Genomic DNA, 22,347 nt, shown 5'->3' with positions numbered 1-22,347 from the left:
TGGCGGGCAAGGCATTGCTGGGCGGAATGCAGCAGCGCCCCTCTATGAGTGATGAAATCGCGCCGTTGTGGGAGATTGCTTCGCCTCGCTCCACTCGACTCGCAATAACAACCCCAAAGCTCTTCGCGCCTTTGCGTTACCAATGCGCCACACAAAAGGAATCTCGTGTTATATTTTTGGTACCTTTTATGTCTCTTTGTGGCTATTCAAAGAGAGCTGGGGTGAGCCATTAAACGTTGTCTAAAGACCGGTAAGGAACGACCATGACCCTTGCACAGGCAATCGCCGATTACCATGCTCTGCTCGATCCGGCGCTGGCAGCCGCATCATGGCAGCGGCTAACCGAAGAAATGCGCGCCCGCCAGCTCTATTTCGGCGAGCGTCCGCTGGCTACCGTATTGCGCCCGCGGTTGATGACGGCATCGCAGTACGATTTGTTACGACGAGGAACGCAACAAGTCGCTGAAGCGGCGCGTGCGATCGTAGCCGCAGCATTTGAACACAACGAAACCGGCCAAGCGGTGCGCGATACGTTAATGCTCACCCCCCTCGAAGAGCGCCTGATCGCGATGCATCCCGGTTATCTCGAACCGAGCGCCCATTCCCGGATGGATACCTTCCTCACTGTGGATGGTTCGTCGCTGCAATTTGTTGAGTATAACGCCGAGAGTCCGGCGGCGATTGCCTACGAAGATTTGCTGGCGCAGGCTTTTTTGGCCATGCCAGTGATGGAAGAGTTCGCCAAACGCTATTCGCTGATGCCGTTGCCTGCCCGCCCGTACATGCTGCGCACGCTGATGGATTGCTGGCGAGCAGCCGGTAGCCCCGGCCAAGAGCCGCAGGTGGCGATTGTTGATTGGCGCGGCGTGCCGACTGCTACTGAATTCGAGATGTTCCGGCGCTATTTCAATGAGCACGGCTTGCCGGCGGTGATCTGCGCGCCGCAAGACCTTGCCTTCCACGATGGCCAGTTGTGGGCGCGGTTGGAAGACGGTAGCGAAACGCCAGTCACAATCGTCTTTAAACGGGTGTTAACCAGCGAGTTTCTTACTCACTACGGTGATGATGCGCTCAGCCATCCGCTGGTGCAGGCGTATGCCGCCGGCGCATGCGTGATCGTCAATTCGTTTCGCGCCAAGTTGCTGCACAAGAAGTCGCTGTTTGCCCTGCTGTCTGATGAACGGTTCCACGATCCGCTGAGCGCTGAACAGCGCGCTGCGGTTGCTGCGCACGTGCCATGGACGCGCGTCGTGCGATCCGGCCAGACGACCTATCAGGGTGAGACGATTGATTTGCTGGCCTTTGCCCGAGCTAACCGCGAGCGGTTGGTGCTAAAGCCGAACGATGAGTACGGCGGCAAGGGGATTACCATCGGCTGGGAGGCGAGTGCCGCCGAGTGGGATGCTGCGCTGAATGCTGCCCTTGCCTCGCCGTTTGTAGTGCAAGAGCGCGTGACCATTGCGTATGAGCCGTATCCGGCACTGGTTGATGGGCAGGTCGTGATCGGCGAGCGGTTGGTTGATAGCGATCCGTTCCTGTTTGGCACCGAAGTTAATGGCTGTCTGTGCCGGCTGTCTACAGTGACGTTGCTGAATGTCACTGCCGGCGGCGGCAGCACCGTTCCGGTCTTCGTGATCGATGGTTGATGACTGTGCGGAGGACGTGATGCAAGTGCGCGATGCCGTTGGCCGGACAATCGAGTTGGTCGCGCCGCCGCAACGGATTGTCTCGTTGGTGCCGAGTATGACCGAGTGGCTGTTTAGCGTAGGCGCCGGCGAGCGGGTAGTGGGGATTACCGACTATTGCATCGAGCCGTCAACAGCCATCGCGCATCTGCCGCGACTGCGCGGTACTAAGAACCCGGATCGGACAGCGATTCTCGCGCTGCACCCCGATTTGGTCATCGCCGAGCAAGAAGAGAACCGTGAGCGTGATGTGCTGGCTTTAGCTGCTGCCGGTGTCAATGTCTATGTTACCGCCATTCGCAGCGTGGCCGATGCCGCCATACAGTTGGCAGCGCTGGCTGACGCGCTTGGGGTGGCGGTCACGGCTGCGCCAATGGTTGCCGCGATGCAGGCAGCTATGGCCGATCCGCCGCCGCCGGCGCGCCGGGTACTGGCGTTGATTTGGCGTGATCCGTGGATGGCGGTGGGGCAAGATACCTACGCTGGCGATCTCTTGCGCCTCAGTGGCGGGATCAATGTAGCCGCAGCGCTGCCGGGCCGCTACCCGCGCGCGCCGCTGCCCGAACTGCTCGCCCTCAATCCCGATATGATCCTCTTGCCGAGCGAGCCGTACCCTTTTAGCGAGCGCGATCTGCCGGCGTTTAGCGACATCGCCGCTCGTTGCCAAATCGCGTTCTGCGATGGCATGGCGCTAACGTGGCCTGGCCCGCGCACTGCCGCAGCAATCGCCTCGTTCCGGCAACTGCTAGGGAGTAACCTATGAGCCAACTGGTCTGGTTGCGCGAAATGGCATTTGGGTTGGCGCTGGGCAATCGGGCGCGTAGCGTGCTCAACGCTGGCCCCGTGCCGGTGACGACGGTCGCTGGGGCAGCGTTGGCCGCCGAACTCAAGCGGGTAGTCAACCGGTTTAAGGCACAGGCGATGGATGCTAGCGGTACGCAGGTGGCCTACGATCGGCTCCGCACGGATCCGGCTTACCTCGCTTTCCGCGCTGAACTCACCCCGCAGTTGCAGCGCTTCGATCCGGCTTCGTTGCCGGATCGGGCGACGCGACTGGCCTTCTGGATCAACCTCTACAACGCGCTGGTGATTGATGCCGTCATTGCTTTTGGCGTCCAGACCAGCGTTGCCAATGAATTGGCCGGCTTGAGCTTCTTTCAGGCGGCGGCCTATCTCATCGGCGGCCAGCGTTGTTCGCTCAACGACATCGAGCACGGCATCCTGCGCGCTAATCGTGGCCATCCCTTTATTCCCGGCCCCCAATTTGCCGCCGGAGATCCGCGCCTCGCGTGGATCATCGATCCGCCTGATGTCCGTATCCACTTTGCACTCAATTGCGCCAGCCGTTCGTGCCCGCCGATTGGCGTCTACAGTGCCGAGCAGATCGATGCCCAGCTCGATCTGGCGCTGCGCAGTTTTGTTGAGGCTGACGTGACCATCGATCCGGCTCGCGGTGAGATCCATCTGTCGCGCATCTTCGACTGGTATCGCGAAGATTTTGGCGGTCCCAGTGGGATTGTACAACTCTTGCGGCAGGCGCTGCCCGATGACGAACGCCGAGCATGGCTGCTACAAGCGCAGCGAGGCCGCTTGGTCTATCGTCCGTATGACTGGTCGTTGAATCGCGGTTAACGCTGGCCGGGATCGACCAACCGACCAAAACGAGGGTATACTACAAGCGCAGGATCACCAGTAGTATAGGTATTGCAGAGGATAATATGACCGGCGACTGGCGCAATCGCTCACTCAAAGATCTCTACCGGCTGACCGGCCAGATCTTCTCGCAGCTACCGGCATTGGCCCGCTTGTGGGGTGGTGCGTATCGTGCGCTCAGTTTCGATACGGTACCCTTCACCCCCCTGCGTAAACCGCTGGCCGAAGCTCGCTTTGCGCTAGTGACGACCGGCGGCGTTCACCGGCACGATCAACCGCCGTTTGATATGGTCGATCCACGCGGTGACCCTACCTATCGCCGCATTCCGGCTGATACGCCGGTGGCCGATCTCACTATCACGCACGACTACTACGATCACACCGATGCCGAGCGTGATCTCAATATTCTCTTCCCGCTAGAATTGATGCGCTCGTTGGCGCAGCGCGGGATTATTGGCAGTCTGGCCGATTGCTACAGCTTCATGGGCCATATCGAACCACCCCATCTCGAAACCTTACTGCGGCAAACTGCTCCTGAAGTCGCCAGCTTCCTCAAGCAAGAGCAGGTTGATGCTATCTTGCTTACCCCAGCCTGAGGGTTGTGCAATCAGTCCGTGGGACTGATCGCACGCATCATCGAAGACGCCGGCATCAGCACGATTTGTATCGTCAGTCTCAAGCCGATTGCTGAACAGGTGCGTCCGCCACGTACCCTGCATCTGGCATGGCCGTTTGGTCATCCGTTAGGCGAACCGGGGAACCGGGCGCAACAGTTGACTGTATTGCATGCGGCGCTACACAGTCTCTACTTCGCCGAGCCGGGAGAGATTTTAGAGCCGGGTTGGCGCTGGCGGCGCGAAACGTACACCATACCGGCGGGGTGGGAGGTATGAGTGATGCCGTCCGGCATCTTAGCCGGCTACGTAATCGCTCATCCCTTGCCAAACAAGCGGTAATTCAACACCGGAAAGATCGCGTCGTGCGTTTCGATCTGCTCAAGCGTAAAGAGATCGGTCGCGCTCAACGACTCTTGGCGCGCAAGCGCGAATAGTTGCTCGAAGCGATCGAGGTGTCGTTGCCAGCCCAATTCTTGCGGATCTTCAGCCCAATCACTCTGTTCAGCTAGCAATATTTCGCGTGCCGCTTGCGTCAGTACCCGTTCGCGAAATCCTTCAACTGCCGGGTAGTGTGCGATTAAATCAGCAAACCGTTGTTCAGCGTCGTGGAGTGCCTGCCAATAGCGCTGCGCGCTTGGCGACTGCCAACGCGAGAGGGAATGAGGGAAATGGGCATCAGTGTGCAGCGAAACGGTCTCGCCCGTGCGTAGGCCGGCCAGTATCGTTCCGGGATGCGTCAAACCGAGACGAGCATCAGTCGCGCAGCGGGTTAATACTGCTTGCAGCCATGTTGGCCCTTCAAACCAGCAGGTTCCCCACCAGCGAGCATCAATTGGTACCACGATCGTGGTGTCAGCCGGCAAGTGATTCAACCGGTACAGGAGTTGCTCGACGAAATGGTTGGCATGTTCTTGCGCGCGCCGCAGCGCATCATACGGATCATATGGTTGTGGCTCATTGAGGCCATTGGCCGTATAACCGGTTGGATCAGCAGCGTTCCGGTAGAGCGGATCACCCGGATATCCTAGTTCGGTAGACCAAATGTGGCGGGATAGTTCGCTCTCAACCCCAATGGCTGCAAGTCGACGCGGGATGATCCAGCCGGGCAATTGGCCAGCGCGCACGTAAGTTGGATCCACAATGACATAACGTAGATCCAAATCGAGCGCTATCTGCTCGATTCCCGGTCGCCATGCGCAACCGGGCAGCCAGAGTCCTTCCGGTCGTTTGAGGTGGCGCGAGATATAGAGCAAGCCGTGCTCGAGTTGCGCTCGCACGAGGCTCTCACGGCTTAGCAATGGTAAAATGGCGTGGCTGGCCGGCAAACAAAGCGGCGTAAGCACCTCGGTTATAACTAATTCTTGCAGCCGCCCGGCCAAATTGCGCTGGTAGCGAGTATTGAATGTGCGCAGCGTTTGGCGATCCCAATCAAGGTAAAACCGTGCGAGATAAGCACCGTGGCGATTGCCTTCCGCTTCAAATCGAGCGAGTTCGGCTTGATGGCGAGCAATTTTATCTTCCAGCCACTGCGTAAAATGCTTGCTGACAACCCGGTCGCGCCACTGTTCCAGTGCAACTGGTGAGCATGCCAAGGCGAGCGTGATCGGTAGATGGTGGCGTTGCAATTCACCGACCAGATCGAGCAGGGGAATCAGCATCTGTGCGGTAAAAGCGTGCAGATACTCTTCGCCAATAGGATGCCGTCCGGGATGACGCACGTATGGGATATGCACTTCAATGACAAACGCGACCGGCATAATGCCCTCGCTCATTACATTCCCACCGGCTCTCGTAATCCATTATAGTACACAGGCGCTTATGGGTTCACCGGTGTTACTGGTACTGGCGTTGGCAGTGGCGTAGCAGTTTCTGTCGGCGTAGCAATACTGGTGGTAGCCGGCGTGCCTTCTGGCGTCGGGGTGCCGGTGGTAGCCGGTGTGCCCGTTAGGGTTGGCGATGGTGTTACCGTCAGCGTTGGCGTCTCTGTTGGCGATGGTGTTACCGTCGGTACTGGCGGCGGTGGTGGCGGCGGCGCAGTTGGCGACGGTGGAACCGGTGATGGGGTGTCGGTAGGCAGAGGTGTTGCGGTTGGGGGGGCTGTCGGCACGGTTGTAAACGTTGCCGTAGCCGTCGGCAGAGGCACGGCCAAGGTGGGTGACAGAGCGGATGGAACCGTCGGCGCCGGTGGGGGTGCGGCGTTATCGCTGAAACTGCGTGCCACAAACACGATTAATGCAATGGCGACCACCAGCAAGATACCGCCGATAATGAAAAACGGCAGTTGATCGGCCCGATCGCTGGGTACCGCAATATTCCCGTGCTCGTACGGATGGGCCGGTGTATTCCGCCGGGCAGGGGGTTTGGCGGGCGGGGCCGGTGGCGCAACCAGCGGTTGGTTGTTTGGTGCGTTAGGCGGTGCAGCCGGGCGGTTCGGTACAACGCTGGCCGATAGCGCTGCTGGCCGGTTGGAGCCTGCCGGTGGATATGAGCTAGGCGCTGGTTGGGGCGCTGGCGGCTCGGCCATTGCCCGTGGTTGGGCCGTCAATGCTGGTATTGTCGGCTCGGCTTGATCGAGGGCCGGCAGTGCGACAAGCGCCGCCAGATCGGCAGCCGTGGCGGGAACAATCCCGTTCCGATCAGCAATATCGCGGAGCGCAGCGATAAAGGCTGCGCCGGTTTGGAAACGCCGTTCGGGGCGTTTGGCCAGTGCGCGGGTCAGCACTAAATCAAGATCAGTCGGTAAATCGGGGGCGATGGAAGAGATCGGCGGCGGCGGCAGTTGGGCATGGGCGACGATCAATTGCGGCGTTGGCCCGCTAAACGGCACCCGTCCGGCAATAATCTCGTAGGCTACCACGGCCAGCGAATAAAGATCGCTGCGTCCGTCAACCCGGCGAGCCTCGGCCTGTTCGGGTGAAATGTATTCCGGCGTTCCCATAAAGACGCCGGTACGAGTCAGCCGTTGATCATCGGTTTCGGGGGTTTGGGCAATGCCGAAATCAGTCAACACCACCCGGCCATTGCGATCAACCATAATATTATGCGGCTTGATATCGCGATGGACAGCGCCAGCGTGATGAGCGTAATCGAGCGCGGCGGCAATTGGTTCGAGTAGGGCAATCGCATAGCCAAGCCCAAGCACGACATGCCGTTCGAGAATGGTATGCAAGGGCAAACCGTCAATGTACTCCATCGCGATATAGTGCAGCCCCTGATCCTCACCGATATCGTATACCGTCACGATATTCGGATGGCGCAGATTAGCGGCGGTACGCGCTTCGCGCTCGAACCGCTTGATAAACTCTGCGTCCATGCTTAGTTGTGCAGCCAGCACCTTGAGGGCAACGATGCGCTGAAGTTGGGTGTCACGCGCCCGATACACGCGCGCCATCCCGCCGCGGCCCAGCTCCTCGATTAACTCGTACCGGCCAATGCGCCGCCCGCTAATACTGCTCACCCGTGTCTCCGATCACCCATTAGTGGAATGCTGTGAATTCAACGTCTGCCACAGGCGAATATGCCATGGTATAATCAGCAAGGTCAAAGCGATTGTACCACATCGCATCTGCGCATTCAAAAGCATGTTGTAGCTGGAGGCTGGTGAACGATGCAATCCGCTCCCGCCCCGCAATTGATTGTCAAACGTAGTAACGGCGACTATCGGGAAATCGTGTGGGATCGATCGGTCATTACCGTTGGCCGTGATAGCTCGAATGACATTATTATCGATCATCCGCTCGCTTCCCGGCGTCATGCGCGCTTTGAACAGACGGAAGAAGGGTTTTTTATTCGCGATCTTGAGAGTACGAACGGCACCTTCCTTAATCAAGAGCGCGTGAGCGGCGCGCGCAGCCTGCATCATGCTGATCAAATCTTGATCGCCGATACCGTTATTGTGTTTAACGACCCCGCCGCAACGATGAAGGGGATGCTTGACCCTGCGCTGTTGCGGGCAGTGCGGGCCGAGATCCGGGTTGATGAACCAACCAAGTCGGTGTACATTCGCGGTGAGTTGCTCACGCCGCCGCTCACGGTGAAAGAGTTCCAATTGTTGGCCTTGCTCTACCGCCGGCAGGGTGAGGTGGTGAGTAAGGAGGAGATCGCTAATCAGGTGTGGGATTATGCCATCTTTGATTACAATGCGATAGATGCGCTTGTCTACCGGTTGCGCCAGCGAATCGAACCCGATCCGTCGCGACCGCGGTATTTGGTGACACAGCGCGGGTTTGGGTACAAGCTGATTGTGGCTCCCGACGCTGAGCCGGCGGGCTAGAGCGGATGAGGCGGCGATGACAGGGATAACATTAACTGCGCCGAGCCGGTTGCGCGGTGTGGTTCAGGTGCCGGGTGATAAGTCGATTTCACATCGCGCGGTGTTGTTTAACGCTATCGCGACCGGCAGTGCGCAGATTGCCAATTTTTTGCCCGGCGCTGATTGCCTTTCTACGGTGGCTTGCGTGCGGGGGTTGGGGGTGACGGTTGAACAGCTCGGTGAGCGCGAGCTGGTGGTGCATGGCGCCGGCTTGGGTGGCTTCCGCGAGCCATCTGATGTGCTCGATTGCGGTAACTCTGGCACAACCTTGCGCCTGCTGGCCGGGTTGCTGGCTGGTCAACCGTTCTTTAGTGTGTTGACCGGCGACGCCTCATTACGCTCGCGTCCGCAGCGCCGGATTGTTGTGCCGTTGCGCGCGATGGGAGCGCAGATCGATGGCCGCGCCGAGGGCGATCGGGCGCCATTGGCGATTCGCGGCGGCGCGCTGCGCGGTGGCCAGTACGAGTTGCCGATCGCATCAGCTCAAGTCAAGTCGGCCCTCTTGCTGGCGGCGTTGAACGCCGATAGTCCCATCACCCTGACCGGTCGCATTGACTCACGTGACCATACTGAGCGCATGCTGGCGGCGATGGGGCTTGATATTACGGTGACTGCCGAGCAGATTACGTTGCGTCCGCCAACCGCGGCCACTGCTCCAGCGGCGCTCTCGCTGCGCGTGCCCGGCGATCCTTCGTCAGCCGCCTTTTGGTGGGTAGCGGCGGCGATCCATCCCGATGCCGAATTGGTTACTCCCGGCGTGTGCCTCAATCCGACCCGCACTGGCGCGCTCGATGTGTTGCGTGCGATGGGAGCGGCGATTGAGGTTGTCAACGAGCGCTTAGAAGGGAGCGAACCGGTTGGCGATGTGGTGGTGCGTTCGTCAACCCTGCGCGGCACAACCATCGCCGGTGAATTGATCCCGCGCTTGATCGACGAAATCCCGATCTTGGCAGTGGCCGCGGCCTGTGCCGATGGTGAGACGGTCATCCGCGATGCGCACGAGTTACGCGCCAAAGAGACCGACCGTATCGCGACGGTGGCAGCCGGTTTGAGCGCGATGGGTATGTTGGTCGAACCAACCGCCGATGGGATGGTCATTATTGGTCGGCCCGGCCAATTGCACGGTACAACCCTTGATAGCTATCACGACCACCGGTTGGCGATGGCATGGGCGATTGCAGCGCTGGTAGCGCGAGGCGAAACCACCATCTTAGAACCGGCAGCCGCTGCGGTGAGCTATCCCGGCTTCTGGCAAGCGCTCGCTGCGGTGCAGGAGACAGTATGAGCGATGGCTTCACCTTTACGGTCGAGATCTTCACACCTACGTTGCTTTACACCGGCAGTTATACGCTGCCCTTGTACCGCAGGGTGAGTGATGCCCTTAACAACCGGATGAGCCGCTTTGTGAACCTCCATGAGGTCAGCATCGCCCCGCTCTGGCGTCCGCAGCACGCGCAGCGGGTGCCACAAGCCTTAGTGGCATGGGGTGATGCGCTGCTCGTGGCAGTGTTAGCAGAGCCTGAACCCCCGCCGGATTATCGCGTTTTAGCGCCGCCGCGGGCTACACAGCCGGTGATGTTTTTTGCTAGCGAATTTGCGGTGCGGGCCGAAATGTATCGCCGGCCAGACGTTGAATTGGAAGAGATGTTGACGGCGTTGGCCGATGATTTCATTCCGCTCCGCAACGTGACGATCTTCCCGATCAATGGCGGTGCGCCGTTGCACCGCTCGTTTGTTTGTTTGGCACAGCGCGCTATCCAAGCCCTCTACAGTGTGCGTAGTCCGGCTCAGTCTGAACCGGCGCCAGAAGCGCCGGCGGCTGCGGTTGAACCTGCTTCAGATGGAACCACACCCGAAGGTTAATAGACGAGGGAGATGACTACTATGAAGGTATTGGTTACTGGCGGCGCTGGTTACATCGGGAGCATTACTAGCGCCGAATTGGTGCGGGCCGGGCATGAGGTGATTGTCGTTGATAACCTCTATCAAGGGCATCGCGCTGCTGTACCGCCAGAGGCGATATTTGTCGAGGCTGATTTAGCCGATCGCAATGCGCTGCGCGAAATTTTCGCTGCTTACCCCGGCATTGATGGGATTATGCACTTTGCCTCGTATACGCTGGTCGGTGAGAGCATGGAACAACCAATGCTCTATCTGCGCGATAATCTCGTCAATGCTGCCAATCTGCTCGAAGTCGCTATTGCCGCCGGAGTGCGTCGGTTTATTCTCTCGTCAACCGCGAATCTGTTTGATCAACCCGAACGCATTCCTATCGCTGAACACGAACGGATTGTCCCCGGTTCGCCCTACGGTGAGTCAAAGTTTTTTATCGAGCGGATGCTGCACTGGATGCACCGGATCTATGGGATGCGCTACGCTTGTCTGCGCTACTTTAATGCTTGCGGCGATACGCCCGACCGCGGCGAAGATCACGATCCGGAAACGCATTTGATCCCGATCGTGTTGCAAGTGGCGTTGGGCCAACGCCCGCACGTTACGATTTTTGGCGATGATTACCCGACCCGCGATGGTACCTGCGTGCGCGACTACATCCACGTGCTGGATCTGGCCAGCGCCCACATTTTGGCGATGGAGTCGCTCGACCGCTTGGGTGAACGTCGCTATAACCTCGGCAATGGTCAAGGCTTTACCGTGCGGGAAGTGATCGAGACAGCGCGCAAAGTGACCGGCCATCCGATTCCGGCGGTGGTGGGGCCGCGCCGACCCGGCGACCCGGCAGTATTGGTCGCCTCTTCTGAAACGATCCGCGCCGAGCTGGGCTGGCAGCCGCGCTACCCTGATCTTGAGTCGATTATTGCATCGGCTTGGGAATGGCATCGCACCCATCCACACGGTTATGATGACTAGCATCTCTTCGTCACCCAGCTTGCCGCGCATCTTCGGCCAATACGAGATTGAGCAGCGGATTGGGCGCGGTGAGTCAAGCCGCGTCTTTCTCGCTCATCATATCCGGATTCGCGAGCATAAAGTTGCGCTGAAGGTGTTGCTCAGCCAAGAGGCGGCGCGAATTATGCGGTTTGAGCAAGAGGCGAGCATCGCTGCTCGCCTTCGGCATCCACATATTTCACGCTTGATCGACTACGGCGTGCAAAATCCGTTTCACTACGCGGTGTTTGAATATATCCACGGCAGCTCGTTACGTGATCTGCCCAAGTTGCTAGCATCAACGAATGCAAACGCGCTGAAGAAGGGTTCTTATTTGCCCTTGTCGCCCGAATTGGCGCTGCGCTATTTTCAACAGATCGCTGCTGCCCTTGATTATGCCCATAGCCTTGATATTGTCCATCGTGATCTGGCACCGGGCAATATCTTGATCGATCCCGATGCCGAGAAGGCCTACTTGATCGACTTCGGGATTGCTCGCGATCCTGACCAGTCGTTGACCTCAACTGGCATGATTATGGGCACGCCCGGTTTTATCGCACCAGAGTGTATGCGCGAGGCGCAAAAAGCTACCCATTTATCCGATATATTCAGTTTGGGTGTAGTGCTGTTTTATATGCTGACCGGCGAGGAGCCATGGTTTAAAAAGCCAAAACCGGGGGATAGCTGGCTGGAGTTGCCACAGGTTCGCTCATTAGCTGAAGCGGGGCAGAAGCTGCCGGAGGAAGTGGATCGGATTATTCGCACCCTGTTGGCATGGGAACCGCACCATCGCTATGCTAGCGCTAGGGCTGCGGCCGCCGATCTTGAAGCAGTACTTGCTCCCTATTTGTCGCAAACACAGGTCGTTCCGGTGGCTGCGGCCAGTGTTGCGCAACCGGCAAGCCAACCTAAACCGTTCACCCTCATCGAACCCAATGAGGTTGAGCGTGCGTTGACCGGTGCCGTGTTTCACGAACCGCTCGAGCGCGCACAGCAGCGCGCGCGTAAGCTCGATGCCTATCATATTAGCCAGTTACTTGACCAGTGGGCCCAAGAGCACCCGTTCCGGCTGCCGCTGCTTGGCCGGTTGGCCCGTTTGCATAGCGTCCGGCACTACAATGTCTTCTTCTTCCATTTGCAATTGCTGGTTGAGCAGCGCCGTGACGCTGGGATGGAGGAAGAACCTGACACCCAACAGAAAGAATTACCGCCCCATCGTGAAGTGGAGCGTTGGCAGATCGAATTACCGCCACCCAAGGAGTTTCAAGACAAGGCGGGTAGCCTGCTGGTTGTGCCCGGTTCCGAACAAGTGGTTAATTGCCCGGCTTGTAAAGGAGAAGGCGTGATCGTGTGCTCGATGTGTAAGGGCATGCGGCGCGTGACGGTGACTGAACAGCCGTCTGCCAGATCAATGACCGCCGAGCAACCAGCCGGCACGACGGAGGACGCCGGCGCATCGACGGTGGTACGCCAACGGGTCATTGCTTGTCCGCAATGTAATGGGCGCGGTTCGCTCCCTTGCAAGCGATGCGCCAGTTTTGGCCGCGTCGTGCAGCGCAAGTTGATCGAGTGGTCGCGCCGCATCGTGCGCGATGAGGCTCAGAACGATCTACCTGATGTTGATGAGACATGGCTGCGCCGCACATGCAAAGCTGAATTGGTGTATAAACACCGGGTGATTGGGCAAATTCCGCCTGAATGGCTCCAAATCACCGAAGTGAAAGCGATGATCGATCGCCAGCGGCAAGCGCTCGATAACGATAGCCGCATTGTGATGGCTGAACTGCAAATCCATTTTATCCCACTAACCGAGATCGGATTCGATCTTGGCCGGCAGGAGCAATCCTACCGGTTGGCGATCTATGGGTTCGAGAATCTGATCCCACCTGATTGGCGGCTGTTGCACTGGGAGCGAATTCTCTTTTCTGCCGGCATCGGTGTGCTGTCGCTCTTTTTGATTATTAGCTTGGCCTTTCTGACGCTGTGAAGATCCCCGTTGCGACTGTAGCGCCGTTGCATTGCAACGGCGCTACGATTGGCGATAGGACCATCGTGTTCCCCACGCATTGGAGAATATGCTATGCAAACTGCGCAGTTGGCGTCGGCGTTGTTGAATGAAGCGCGCAAGACACTGGTTGGGCAAGAGGAACCCTTGACGTTGCTCCTGACGGCATTGCTCAGTGGCGGGCATGTGTTGCTCGAAGGTCCGCCCGGTACGGCTAAGACGCTCATGGCCAAGACCTTGGCTCAGATGATCCAAGCCGAGTTTCGCCGTATTCAGTTTACGCCTGACTTGATGCCATCTGATATCGTGGGCACTCAAGTCTTCGATCTGAGCAGTAGCCAATTTCGCCTGCGGCAAGGGCCAATTTTCACCCAAGTGTTGCTTGGCGATGAAATTAACCGCGCGCCGGCCAAGACGCAGAGCGCGTTGCTTGAGGCAATGGAGGAGCGGCAGGTGACGATAGAAGGTCAACGATTGCCTTTACCGGAGCCGTTTTTTGTGATTGCGACCCAAAACCCGATTGAGTACGAGGGGACGTACCCGCTGCCCGAAGCCCAGCTTGACCGCTTTCTGTTTAAGGTGGTGATTGATTATGCTCCGCGCGAAGTTGAGACCGAGGTCTTGCGGCGCTATCACCTCGGCTTCGACGCACACCAGTTGGCTGCTGCCGGGTTGCGCCCCATTGTGACGCCGGAGGCGTTGGCTGCCTGCCGGGCCGAGATTGCACAGGTGCAGGTTGAGCAGGGGATTCTCGATTACATTGTCTCGATTGTGCAGGCGACGCGCACTAGCCCTGAATTGTTGGTCGGCGCATCGCTGCGGGCCGGAGTGGCGATGTTGCTGGCGGCAAAGACGCTGGCGGCAATTCACGATCGTGGCTACGTGACGCCTGATGAGGTGAAGATGTTGGCCCGTCCGGTGTTGCGCCACCGGATCGTTCTGCGGCCAGAAGCCGAGATTGAAGGGCTGAATGCCGATATGGCGATCGGGCGTATCCTCAATCGGGTGGAAGTGCCGCGGTAAGATGTTCTGGAAAGACGTACCTTAATTGTTGCTTATGGGTGGTTGGCACACAGGGTCGCTGTATGCTAACCACCCAAAATTATCTCTGGAGAATACGCGCATAGCGATCCGGTTCATGAAAAAATAAGAGAACAGTGGCAAAATGATAGAAGGACACAATCACTGCCCAGTGCCTGATCATCGTCTGTATTGCGCGTTTCACAACCATAACGAGGTCGTATGCTTTTCCGTAGTTCCATCCGCTGGATTGTGCGCCATCCGTGGCAGATGTTGCTCTGTATTCTAGGGGTAGCATTAGGAGTGGCAGTCGTAGTGGCGATTGATCTGGCCAATGCCAGTGCGCGCCGCGCTTTCCAATTGGCCGGCGATACTGTGGCCGGCCAATCAACCCATCAAATCATTGGCGGCCCATCCGGCCTGCCCGAAACGGTCTATCCCGAACTCCGGCGGCGCTTTCCAACCTTGGCTGCGGCGCCAATTGTCGAGGGGTATGTGATTGCCCCCTCCCTCGGCCCCGGTGTTTATCAGCTTTTTGGAATTGATCCATTTGCCGAAGCGCCCTTCCGGCCCTATCTGGCCGGCGGTGGTGCGGTTGATGTGGCCGCGCTATTGGTTGAACCGGGGGCGGCGCTGCTGGCTCGTGCCAATGCCGAACGGGCCGGTTTGCAGCTCGGTGATGCGTTGCCGATCCAGATTGGCCCGCGCACGGCTACCGTGCAGGTGGTGGGAGTGCTGGAACCGGCTGATGATCTTAGCCGGCGCGCGCTGGCCGGGATGATCGCCGTTGATATTGCCAGCGCGCAAGAGTTGCTCGATAGTGTCGGACGGTTAAGCCGGATTGACCTGATCGTACCTGAGTCATTTGATCTGGCGGCGCTGGCGCCGCTGTTGCCGCCCGGCGCGACGGTGCAACCGGTGGCGGCCCGCGCCGGCGCGTTGCAACAGATGACGGCTGCTTTCGAGCTGAACCTTACTGCGCTCAGTCTCTTGGCCCTGATTGTTGGCATGTTCCTTATCTATAACACAATGACGTTCAGCGTCGTGCAGCGGCGCGCGCTGTGGGGGACGCTGCGCTGCGTGGGGGTGAGTCGCGGCCAATTAGCCGGTTTGGTCTTGGCTGAAGCGTTGCTGATCAGCTTCTTGGGCGTGGCCGGTGGGTTGGTGTTGGGTGTGGTGTTAGGACGCGGCTTGGTTGGCTTGGTGACGCAAACCATCAACGATCTCTATTTTGTGGTGACAGTGCGCGATCTGAGCGTTGAGCCGGCGGTGTTGCTGAAAGGCGCAGTGCTGGGGATAACAGCGACGCTGTTGGCGGCGCTGGCTCCGGCCTTGGAAGCAATGTATACCCCACCGCGTACCGTCTTGCGTCGTTCGAGTATCGAAGAACGGGTGCGGCGGGCAACGCCGCGCTTGGCCGGCGCTGGCGTTGGCTTGCTCGCGATCGGTGGTGCGCTGCTAGCAATGCCGGCGCCTACCGGCGCTGTTAGTCTCTATGTCGCCTTCGGCGGGTTGTTTGCTGTCGTTATCGGAGCGGCCTTGCTCACCCCGCTGGCGCTAGTGGGGCTGATGTCCCTGTTACGTCCGGCGTTAGGGCGGGTATTGGGGTTGCTGGGCCGGATGGCAGCACGCGATGTGGTAGCAAGTCTCTCACGCACTGCGGTTGCCGTCGCTGCCTTGATGGTTGCGGTGTCAGTAACGATTGGCGTTGGTATCATGATCGGCAGCTTCCGCCAAACTGTGATCAGTTGGCTTGAGCAAAGCCTCGTCGCTGACATCTACCTCTCGCCGCCAAGCAATGTCGCCAACCGGATCGACACGACGCTTGATCCGGCCTTGCCAGCGGTGTTGGCAGCTCTGCCGGGAGTTGAGTCGATGACGACCTTCCGCAGTGTGCAGATTGATTTGCCTACCGGGCCGACAACGTTATTGGCGGTGGATGGAGCGACCGAGCAGGGACGGCGCGCGTTGCGCTTCCAACAGGGTGGTGATGCGGCGACGTGGGCCGCGTGGGAAAACGGCGCGGTGTTGATCTCAGAGCCACTCGCCTTTCGCACTGGTTTAGGGGTGGGTGATACCTTGACGGTGCGTACCGATCGCGGCTTGCGCGACCTGCCGATCGCTGGCGTCTATTACGATTATGCCTCTGATCGGGGTGTGGTGCGGATCAATGCCGCTACCTATCGCGCTTTGTGGGACGATCCGGCGATCTCGTCGCTGGCGATCTACGTGCGCGATGGCTACGACGTTGATGCCGTCATTGAACAAGTGCGGGCCATAAGTGCTGCCTATGGGATGGTGTTGGTCAATTCAAGCCGGGCGTTGCGTGAAGGGACGTTGGCAGTCTTTGATCGCACCTTTGCTATCACGTCGGTATTACAATTGCTGGCAACCATTGTCGCCTTTATCGGTATCTTAAGCGCATTAATGGCCTTGCAACTCGAACGCACCCGTGAATTGGGCGTCTTGCGCGCAAACGGTTTAACACCCGGCCAACTGTGGGGCGCAGTGCTGGGCCAAACCGGTCTGATGGGGTTGGCTTCCGGTCTGCTGGCTGCGCCGTTGGGGTTTGCGTTGGCGCTCGTGCTGACCTATGTTATCAATAAGCGTTCGTTTGGCTGGACACTGGAACTCGCCGTTGATCCGGCCCTGTTTGGGCAGGCGTTGGCGGTTGCGATCGGGGCGGCTTTGCTGGCCGGTATATGGCCGGCGCTGCGCATGAGCCGGATTAGTCCGGCGGTGGCGTTGCGTGATGAGTAGCGTATTGCGCCTTGTTATGAAGGGCGGCAATTTGACTGCCGCACTTCATCGTTTTCTTGGTATAGATATAGTAAATATGGTACGATACTGCTATCATTCGCGCACAGTGAGGAGAGGAATATGAGCGATCTGCGAGCGGCTTTTGAACGAGCAGCGCAAGAGGTGCAGGAGTTGCCGCGCCGCCCCGATAACGAGACATTATTGCAATTGTATGCGCTCTATAAGCAGGCCACGGTTGGCGATGTGCAGGGATCGCGGCCCGGCGTGCTGGATATGACCGGGCGGCTGAAGTATGATGCGTGGACAAAACTCAAAGGCCTCTCAACCACCGATGCGATGAATCGTTACATTGAATTGGTTGAGCGGCTTAAGCAAACGATCAAGTAGACGACGATCCGTATACAAACAATAAACCGGTGAACAATGGCGTTCACCGGTCTTGTTTTTTGCCAGCGCCTTGAGTGACGTGGCAGCTACTTTCTAGTAGCGGCGGCCAAAATTGCCTCGCGGCGCGCTGCGCGGCTTGTCTTCAGCCTCATTCACGCGCAGATTGCGCCCGCCAATCTCAAGGCCGTCGGTCGCCCGGATGACGGAGGCGACGTTATTGGTCTCGATCTCAACAAACCCGAAGCCACGCGAGCGACCAGTATCGCGGTCGTTAATAACACGCGCGCTCTGCACCTCGCCGTGCGGCTCGAAGATCGCACCTAGCTCAGCATCACCGACACTCCACGGCAAATTCCCGACGAACAGTTTCACTAACATTGCATACACTCCACAGAGACTTGGTTTGGCAGACACGTTCGTGGCATACCAAAAACCGGCTATCACAGACCTCTCGTACAGCCGCCGCCGATAGATATATCGGGCGTTCGCTCCGGCGATCGACAACGTTCCTACTTCGAGCGATGAAGCACTGCCGATCGACCTAAAGCTTGAGAGTTCTCTGATGCCGGTCTCGCAGCACACGACGTTGATTGACTTCTATACTATACCACACTTTTACAGAATTGCAAGAGGATAGTTTCGATCAGTCGCGGGAATGATCCCTTTTCGTCGAAACAAGGCTACGATTCATTGTGTGGAAGCGCAAGAATAAACAGTAGGATAAGCTATGACCACGTCGTCAGAAGCGGTGCTGGCCCGTTATGCCCGGCGGAATTTCTGGTTGAATGTACTCGATGGCAGCGCCTTCACCTTCGGTATCAGCCTTGTTTCGCGGTTTACCGTCTTGCCGCTGATCGTCGAACGGTTGACCGATGCGCGATGGGTGCAGGGATTGATTCCGGCGATCTTTTTTGCCGGCTGGTTATTACCGGGATTGTTTACCGCGCCGTTGATAGCAGCGCAGCCGCGGCGCAAGCCGTGGGTGCTACTGGCGACGATCGGTGAACGCCTGCCCTTTTTGGCGATGGGCATTATTCTGCTAACGTTGCCTGATTTACCGACGAGCGTGTTGCTGGTAATCGTGCTAACGCTGTACGCCATCTTCGCCACGAGTGCCGGTCTCACGTCAATCGCGTGGCAAGATCTAATTGCGCGGGTCATTCCGGGCCGCCGTTGGGGAGTCTTCTTTGGTCTACAGGCTGGTTTGGGCGGTCTGCTCGGCATTGGCGGCGGTGCGCTGGCAGCAGCGATTTTGGCCCAGCAACCATTCCCGCAAAGTGCTGGCATGCTCGCCTTAATTTGCTTCGCAGCGATGGTGGTCTCATACCTTTTTCTTGCTCTGACGGTCGAACCGGCCCAAGCGCCGGCGCCGACCCGCCCGTTTCACGTCTTTTTGCGCGGCTTGGGGCCGCTCTTGCGGCGTGATGTCGCTTTCCGGCGCTATCTGTTCTGCCGAGCGGCGATTGCGCTCGGCTTGACCGGCCATAGTTTCTTGACAGCGGCTGCGCTAGAGCGGTTTCAGGTACCGGCGGCAGAGATTGGTCTGTTTACCAGCATGATGCTGGCTGCGCAGGCACTTGGCAATATCGGCTTGGGGGCGCTGGCTGATCGATGGGGCCACAAACAGGTATTAGTGTTGTCGGCGGGGATGGGGATGGCGGCGCTGGTGTTAGCTCTTATCGCGCCGGCAAGCGCGTGGTTTTACCTTGTCTTCGCCTTAGTCGGCGCGGCCCAGGCTGGCTACCAGCTCTCCGGCTTTACGCTTGTCTTTGCCTTTAGCCCACCAGCCGAACGAACCACCTACATTGGCGTCGCCAATCTGGCATTGGCCCCGGTAGCCGCGTTGGGGCCAGTAGTGGTAGGTCTTGTGGCGACAGTAACCGGTTATGGTGTGATGTTTGCCCTGCTCGCGCTGGTAGGCGTGATTGGTATGGGGTTGTTGCATTGGCACGTGGCAGCGCCGGCTCGCACCGGGCAAGTGCCGGCAGCGTGATAGACTGCCATCCCCCGCTCCCGCTTGTTGTTGCGAGCCGCCGGTCAATGGCGAATCAATCCCCCGCGCGCACGGGCGGGATAACTCAGCAACCCAAGCATACGCCAGCAGCCTCGGCAATCCCCCGCACGCACGGGAGGGATTTGCGCCAACGAGCAACAACGCGGTCTGCAAACGGCGATCCCCCGCGCGCACGGGTGGGAACCGCGCCGGCACGGCGATCGGCAGTGTTAAAACGGCAATCCCCCGCGCGCATGGGCGGGAAAGTCTGTACACATCGTTCCCACTGAAGTACAAACCTAGCTTCTGGCGCTGCGCGCTGCATAATGACCGGCGGGAAGCGGTGTGCGCCTACTCTGGCCTAGTTCCCGCTGCAGCGGGAGATTGCTGCGGTCGGGCGACCTCTAGCGCAGCTAAGTGCTACCACTCGCTGGCAATGACCGAAGGGCGATCCGTAGGTATGGGTAATCCTGCATGCAAGCAAGCCTCCTTGCGTCACTACTCGCTCGCAATGACCGGTTGGAGATCACTTGCGCAATGACAGGAGAGAACACCGTCATCCCCTCACACACCGCTGGCAAACGACATTGTGTTACGCGGTGGTTGTGGTATTGCGACCGGTAATGCCGGCCCGCAGTAACACAGGCGATCGTCGCGCCAGTCAGCTAACCCGATTTCGGTCAGCCATGCCGTGACAGTGGCTGCCCGGCGTAGGGCAGTTGATTCGGCTAATGGGGCGAGTTGTTGGAGGATGCGTGCAACATCGTGGCGGGTCAAACCTTCGAGGGTGTCGCGGAGGGCGGCAATCACCGAGCGGGTTGGCTCGTACCGTAAGAGTTGCCGGCGCAGGGCAGCGCGCTGGTCGGCGCGGTTGTAGCGCGTGAAAGCAAGCCCAAACTTGGTTAGTCGCGCCGCCTCGGTCTGCTCACCCATCTCGATTAAGCCAATGATCCGCGCTGCCTGCATATAGTAGAGACCTTGACGCTGACCCTTGGCGCCGATGTACTCTCCGATCTCCTCTGCCGTTACTCGCCCACGCGCAATCGCTTCCGCGACTCGCGCAACGTCCCAAAGCATATCGGCCTGTGGAATGTCCGCTGTGGCCAGCATCGCAGTACCTCCTCTTCCTTGCACGTACCCGCTCGTACTATGTCTTTACCATACCATACTCGAACGTTTGTGTCAATAGGAATATTCGCGCAAGTATTCACATCTTAGCGCGCGCACGGTTGTGTCTTTTGCGGGTATGATACAAATGGAGATAGCAATGCACGTTGGAGGTGTTTATTCATGACCTACGATCTTCCGCTCACTTCTACTCACGAGGTGGCGATTGTTGGCGCTGGCCCAATTGGTCTCGAACTAGCGGTGTGCCTCAAGCAAGCCGGGGTTGATTACATCCAGTTCGATGCGCGCCAGATTGGGTATACGATGACGTGGTGGCCGCGCAATACCAATTTCTTCAGTACGACCGAGCGGCTGGCGATTGCCGGTGTGCCTATTCCTAATAACCATCAGCAGCGTATCACCGGTGAAGAGTATTTGGCGTATCTGCGCACGGTGGTTGAGCTGTTCGATCTGCGTGTGCAGAGCTACGAGCCGGTCAGCGCATTACACCGCGAGCGCGACGGTTTTACGCTCATCACCCAGCCACTTAGCGGGCCGCGCCGCTATTACGCGCGCCGGGTGGTGTTGGCGATTGGCGATATGCACTTTCCCCATCGCCTCAATATCCCCGGTGAGGATTTACCACACGTGAGCCACTATTTTCGCGATCCGCACGACTATTTTCGCCGCCGGTTGCTGATCGTCGGCGGCAAGAATTCGGCGGTTGAAGCGGCATTGCGTTGCTGGCGGGCCGGCGCGCAGGTGACGTTGTCGTACCGGCGGGCGCAGCTCGATCCCAATCGGGTTAAGCATTGGCTGTTGCCCGATTTTGCCGCCCAAGTTGAGGCTGGCACTATCCGCTTTCTCCCTCAGACGATGCCAATCGCGATCGATGCCGGCGGTGTGACGCTGGCTCGTACCGATGCCGATGGTCAGCCTACGACCGAGCAGTTCTATTACCCGACCGATTTTGTCTTGCTGGCGACCGGTTTTCGTGGCGATCAGAGCCTGCTTGAGCAGGCTGGCGTGATTTTGCAGGGGCCAAACCGGGTTCCAGTTTATCATCCCGCAACGATGGAGACGAATGTGCCCGGTTTGTATCTGGCCGGTACGGTGGCTGCCGGGATTCAGCAACGCTATACGCTCTTTATTGAGAATTGTCACGAGCACGCCGGCAAAATCACTCAAGCGCTCACCGGGCAGTGGCCGGCGCGGTTGGGTGATGTGGCCGCGCGTACTTATCAGCTCAGTTTTGAGCAGATCGCGGCGAATTGAGCATTCGCTCCCTCTTGCCAAAATTGCCGAGTGTGCAGTATAGTAATCGGCATGCGGGGCTGTAGCTCAATGGATAGAGCACCGACCTTCTAAGTCGATGGTTGCGCGTTCGAGTCGCGCCAGCCCCGCCACTGCCTTGTTGATCTTATTCCCTCGATGTGGAAGGCCCCTCTTCGATCGGTTGGGTGAGTGTAGCCAGCAATTGTTTGCTGCGTTCGATCCGTTGGTTGATCTAGGCTAACTCGGCTTGCATGCGATCGACTGCATCTTTCTCAACAAAAAACGCTCAACGTTGGCTGTGAGCAGCCCAAAGAGCGCGATGCCGATAATCATCACAAAGACGGCAACGCCACGTCCCCGCCCTATGGCCGGGTAGGTGTTGCCGTAGCCGACGGTGATGATGGTGGTTAAGGCCCTCCAGCCGGCATCAGCGAATGTAGCGATCGGACCGCCGGAGCCTTGTTTGGCTACTACCATCAGCGTCGCGCCACCTACCACGAGCGCCAGACTAGTGACGCCAATGACAGCCGGCATGCGCTGGCGTAACATACGGCGCGATTGGCGCCAGAGACGGGTCACAATGGTACGCTCGAAACGGGCCAACAGGATCGCGCGTCATTCAGGTAGCGTTGCTCTTCAATTCGGTG

General features: G+C 58.6%; 20 protein-coding genes and 1 tRNA gene. 16 read left to right on the top strand and 5 right to left on the bottom strand.

The window, feature by feature from the left end; translation table 11 throughout:
- Positions 1–263 precede the first annotated feature (263 nt).
- The 5 genes from Q1A00_RS09665 (at position 264) to Q1A00_RS09645 (ending at position 4,231) form a co-directional block, all read left to right on the top strand.
- Complete coding sequence (locus Q1A00_RS09665; protein ID WP_299756492.1) at positions 264–1,646, top strand: circularly permuted type 2 ATP-grasp protein; 1,383 nt, start codon at positions 264–266, stop codon at positions 1,644–1,646.
- Positions 1,647–1,665: 19 nt separating this feature from the next.
- Complete coding sequence (locus Q1A00_RS09660; RefSeq protein WP_298406630.1) at positions 1,666–2,448, top strand: helical backbone metal receptor; 783 nt, start codon at positions 1,666–1,668, stop codon at positions 2,446–2,448.
- Positions 2,445–3,317 carry a DUF547 domain-containing protein gene (locus Q1A00_RS09655; RefSeq protein WP_298406632.1) on the top strand — a complete coding sequence of 291 codons (873 nt, stop codon included), beginning with the start codon at positions 2,445–2,447 and terminating at the stop codon, positions 3,315–3,317. The genes Q1A00_RS09660 and Q1A00_RS09655 overlap by 4 nt, the downstream gene beginning before the upstream one ends.
- Before the next feature lie 86 nt (positions 3,318–3,403).
- Positions 3,404–3,934 (top strand): glycine/sarcosine/betaine reductase selenoprotein B family protein, encoded by a 531-nt coding sequence (locus tag Q1A00_RS09650; protein WP_298406633.1) that lies wholly within the window; start codon positions 3,404–3,406, stop codon positions 3,932–3,934.
- 18 nt (positions 3,935–3,952) lie between these two features.
- The gene (locus tag Q1A00_RS09645) at positions 3,953–4,231 is read left to right on the top strand and encodes a hypothetical protein (RefSeq protein ID WP_298406635.1); all 279 of its coding nucleotides are present in this window, start codon (positions 3,953–3,955) and stop codon (positions 4,229–4,231) included.
- Between the two features lie 38 nt (positions 4,232–4,269).
- On the opposite strand, the gene Q1A00_RS09640 is transcribed toward Q1A00_RS09645, so the two are convergent.
- Positions 4,270–5,712 carry a 1,4-alpha-glucan branching protein domain-containing protein gene (locus Q1A00_RS09640; RefSeq protein ID WP_298482866.1) on the bottom strand — a complete coding sequence of 481 codons (1,443 nt, stop codon included), beginning with the start codon at positions 5,710–5,712 and terminating at the stop codon, positions 4,270–4,272.
- Positions 5,713–5,771: 59 nt separating this feature from the next.
- Positions 5,772–7,412 (bottom strand): serine/threonine-protein kinase, encoded by a 1,641-nt coding sequence (locus Q1A00_RS09635; RefSeq protein WP_298406639.1) that lies wholly within the window; start codon positions 7,410–7,412, stop codon positions 5,772–5,774.
- A gap of 150 nt (positions 7,413–7,562) precedes the next feature.
- Between Q1A00_RS09635 and Q1A00_RS09630 the strand changes: the two genes are divergently transcribed.
- From Q1A00_RS09630 to Q1A00_RS09595, 8 genes are all read left to right on the top strand, one after another.
- On the top strand, positions 7,563–8,228 hold the full coding sequence (locus Q1A00_RS09630) for a winged helix-turn-helix domain-containing protein (RefSeq protein ID WP_298406641.1): 666 nt from the start codon (positions 7,563–7,565) through the stop codon (positions 8,226–8,228).
- 16 nt (positions 8,229–8,244) lie between these two features.
- Entirely contained in the window at positions 8,245–9,552 is a 1,308-nt protein-coding gene (gene aroA, locus Q1A00_RS09625) for a 3-phosphoshikimate 1-carboxyvinyltransferase (RefSeq protein ID WP_298406643.1), read from the top strand.
- Positions 9,549–10,130: a hypothetical protein gene (locus Q1A00_RS09620; RefSeq protein WP_298406645.1), complete on the top strand. Its 582-nt coding sequence runs from the start codon at positions 9,549–9,551 to the stop codon at positions 10,128–10,130. The genes aroA and Q1A00_RS09620 overlap by 4 nt, the downstream gene beginning before the upstream one ends.
- A 21-nt stretch (positions 10,131–10,151) precedes the next feature.
- On the top strand, positions 10,152–11,135 hold the full coding sequence (galE, locus tag Q1A00_RS09615; RefSeq protein ID WP_299644945.1) for a UDP-glucose 4-epimerase GalE: 984 nt from the start codon (positions 10,152–10,154) through the stop codon (positions 11,133–11,135).
- Entirely contained in the window at positions 11,128–13,140 is a 2,013-nt protein-coding gene (locus Q1A00_RS09610; RefSeq protein ID WP_298406649.1) for a protein kinase, read from the top strand. The genes galE and Q1A00_RS09610 overlap by 8 nt, the downstream gene beginning before the upstream one ends.
- 93 nt (positions 13,141–13,233) lie before the next feature.
- Positions 13,234–14,181, top strand: a complete 948-nt coding sequence (locus tag Q1A00_RS09605) for a MoxR family ATPase (RefSeq protein WP_298406651.1) — start codon at positions 13,234–13,236, stop codon at positions 14,179–14,181.
- Positions 14,182–14,400: 219 nt separating this feature from the next.
- Positions 14,401–16,938, top strand: coding sequence for an ABC transporter permease (locus Q1A00_RS09600; protein WP_298406653.1), 2,538 nt, complete (start codon positions 14,401–14,403; stop codon positions 16,936–16,938).
- 120 nt (positions 16,939–17,058) lie between these two features.
- Complete coding sequence (locus Q1A00_RS09595) at positions 17,059–17,325, top strand: acyl-CoA-binding protein (protein WP_298406656.1); 267 nt, start codon at positions 17,059–17,061, stop codon at positions 17,323–17,325.
- Positions 17,326–17,418: 93 nt separating this feature from the next.
- Here the strand turns inward: Q1A00_RS09595 and Q1A00_RS09590 are convergent, their stop codons facing one another.
- Positions 17,419–17,703 carry an RNA-binding protein gene (locus Q1A00_RS09590; protein ID WP_298406658.1) on the bottom strand — a complete coding sequence of 95 codons (285 nt, stop codon included), beginning with the start codon at positions 17,701–17,703 and terminating at the stop codon, positions 17,419–17,421.
- Between the two features lie 349 nt (positions 17,704–18,052).
- Here Q1A00_RS09590 and Q1A00_RS09585 point away from each other — a divergent pair, with 349 nt between their 5' ends.
- Entirely contained in the window at positions 18,053–19,318 is a 1,266-nt protein-coding gene (locus Q1A00_RS09585) for an MFS transporter (RefSeq protein ID WP_298482864.1), read from the top strand.
- Between the two features lie 564 nt (positions 19,319–19,882).
- Here the strand turns inward: Q1A00_RS09585 and Q1A00_RS09580 are convergent.
- Positions 19,883–20,428 carry a hypothetical protein gene (locus tag Q1A00_RS09580; protein WP_298406661.1) on the bottom strand — a complete coding sequence of 182 codons (546 nt, stop codon included), beginning with the start codon at positions 20,426–20,428 and terminating at the stop codon, positions 19,883–19,885.
- A gap of 180 nt (positions 20,429–20,608) precedes the next feature.
- Between Q1A00_RS09580 and Q1A00_RS09575 the strand changes: the two genes are divergently transcribed.
- Both Q1A00_RS09575 and Q1A00_RS09570 read left to right on the top strand, forming a co-directional pair.
- Positions 20,609–21,700 carry an NAD(P)-binding domain-containing protein gene (locus tag Q1A00_RS09575; protein WP_298406663.1) on the top strand — a complete coding sequence of 364 codons (1,092 nt, stop codon included), beginning with the start codon at positions 20,609–20,611 and terminating at the stop codon, positions 21,698–21,700.
- A 55-nt stretch (positions 21,701–21,755) separates the two neighbouring features.
- Positions 21,756–21,831, top strand: a tRNA-Arg gene (locus Q1A00_RS09570).
- A gap of 106 nt (positions 21,832–21,937) precedes the next feature.
- On the opposite strand, the gene Q1A00_RS09565 is transcribed toward Q1A00_RS09570, so the two are convergent.
- Positions 21,938–22,279 (bottom strand): potassium channel family protein, encoded by a 342-nt coding sequence (locus Q1A00_RS09565; protein WP_298406665.1) that lies wholly within the window; start codon positions 22,277–22,279, stop codon positions 21,938–21,940.
- Positions 22,280–22,347 lie beyond the last annotated feature (68 nt).

The sequence above is a fragment of the uncultured Chloroflexus sp. genome (assembly GCF_938091255.1).
Taxonomy (GTDB): domain Bacteria; phylum Chloroflexota; class Chloroflexia; order Chloroflexales; family Chloroflexaceae; genus Chloroflexus.
Note: the sequence above shows the minus strand (reverse complement) of the source record. Positions and strands in the feature narration are given on the sequence as shown.

Coding starts and splice junctions, on each gene's coding strand:
- Q1A00_RS09665 (WP_299756492.1), top strand. CDS start 264: ATGACCCTTGCACAGGCAATCGCCGATTACCATGCTCTGCTCGATCCG.
- Q1A00_RS09660 (WP_298406630.1), top strand. CDS start 1,666: ATGCAAGTGCGCGATGCCGTTGGCCGGACAATCGAGTTGGTCGCGCCG.
- Q1A00_RS09655 (WP_298406632.1), top strand. CDS start 2,445: ATGAGCCAACTGGTCTGGTTGCGCGAAATGGCATTTGGGTTGGCGCTG.
- Q1A00_RS09650 (WP_298406633.1), top strand. CDS start 3,404: ATGACCGGCGACTGGCGCAATCGCTCACTCAAAGATCTCTACCGGCTG.
- Q1A00_RS09640 (WP_298482866.1), bottom strand. CDS start 5,712: ATGCCGGTCGCGTTTGTCATTGAAGTGCATATCCCATACGTGCGTCAT.
- Q1A00_RS09630 (WP_298406641.1), top strand. CDS start 7,563: ATGCAATCCGCTCCCGCCCCGCAATTGATTGTCAAACGTAGTAACGGC.
- aroA (WP_298406643.1), top strand. CDS start 8,245: ATGACAGGGATAACATTAACTGCGCCGAGCCGGTTGCGCGGTGTGGTT.
- Q1A00_RS09620 (WP_298406645.1), top strand. CDS start 9,549: ATGAGCGATGGCTTCACCTTTACGGTCGAGATCTTCACACCTACGTTG.
- galE (WP_299644945.1), top strand. CDS start 10,152: ATGAAGGTATTGGTTACTGGCGGCGCTGGTTACATCGGGAGCATTACT.
- Q1A00_RS09610 (WP_298406649.1), top strand. CDS start 11,128: ATGACTAGCATCTCTTCGTCACCCAGCTTGCCGCGCATCTTCGGCCAA.
- Q1A00_RS09605 (WP_298406651.1), top strand. CDS start 13,234: ATGCAAACTGCGCAGTTGGCGTCGGCGTTGTTGAATGAAGCGCGCAAG.
- Q1A00_RS09600 (WP_298406653.1), top strand. CDS start 14,401: ATGCTTTTCCGTAGTTCCATCCGCTGGATTGTGCGCCATCCGTGGCAG.
- Q1A00_RS09595 (WP_298406656.1), top strand. CDS start 17,059: ATGAGCGATCTGCGAGCGGCTTTTGAACGAGCAGCGCAAGAGGTGCAG.
- Q1A00_RS09590 (WP_298406658.1), bottom strand. CDS start 17,703: ATGTTAGTGAAACTGTTCGTCGGGAATTTGCCGTGGAGTGTCGGTGAT.
- Q1A00_RS09585 (WP_298482864.1), top strand. CDS start 18,053: ATGACCACGTCGTCAGAAGCGGTGCTGGCCCGTTATGCCCGGCGGAAT.
- Q1A00_RS09580 (WP_298406661.1), bottom strand. CDS start 20,428: ATGCTGGCCACAGCGGACATTCCACAGGCCGATATGCTTTGGGACGTT.
- Q1A00_RS09575 (WP_298406663.1), top strand. CDS start 20,609: ATGACCTACGATCTTCCGCTCACTTCTACTCACGAGGTGGCGATTGTT.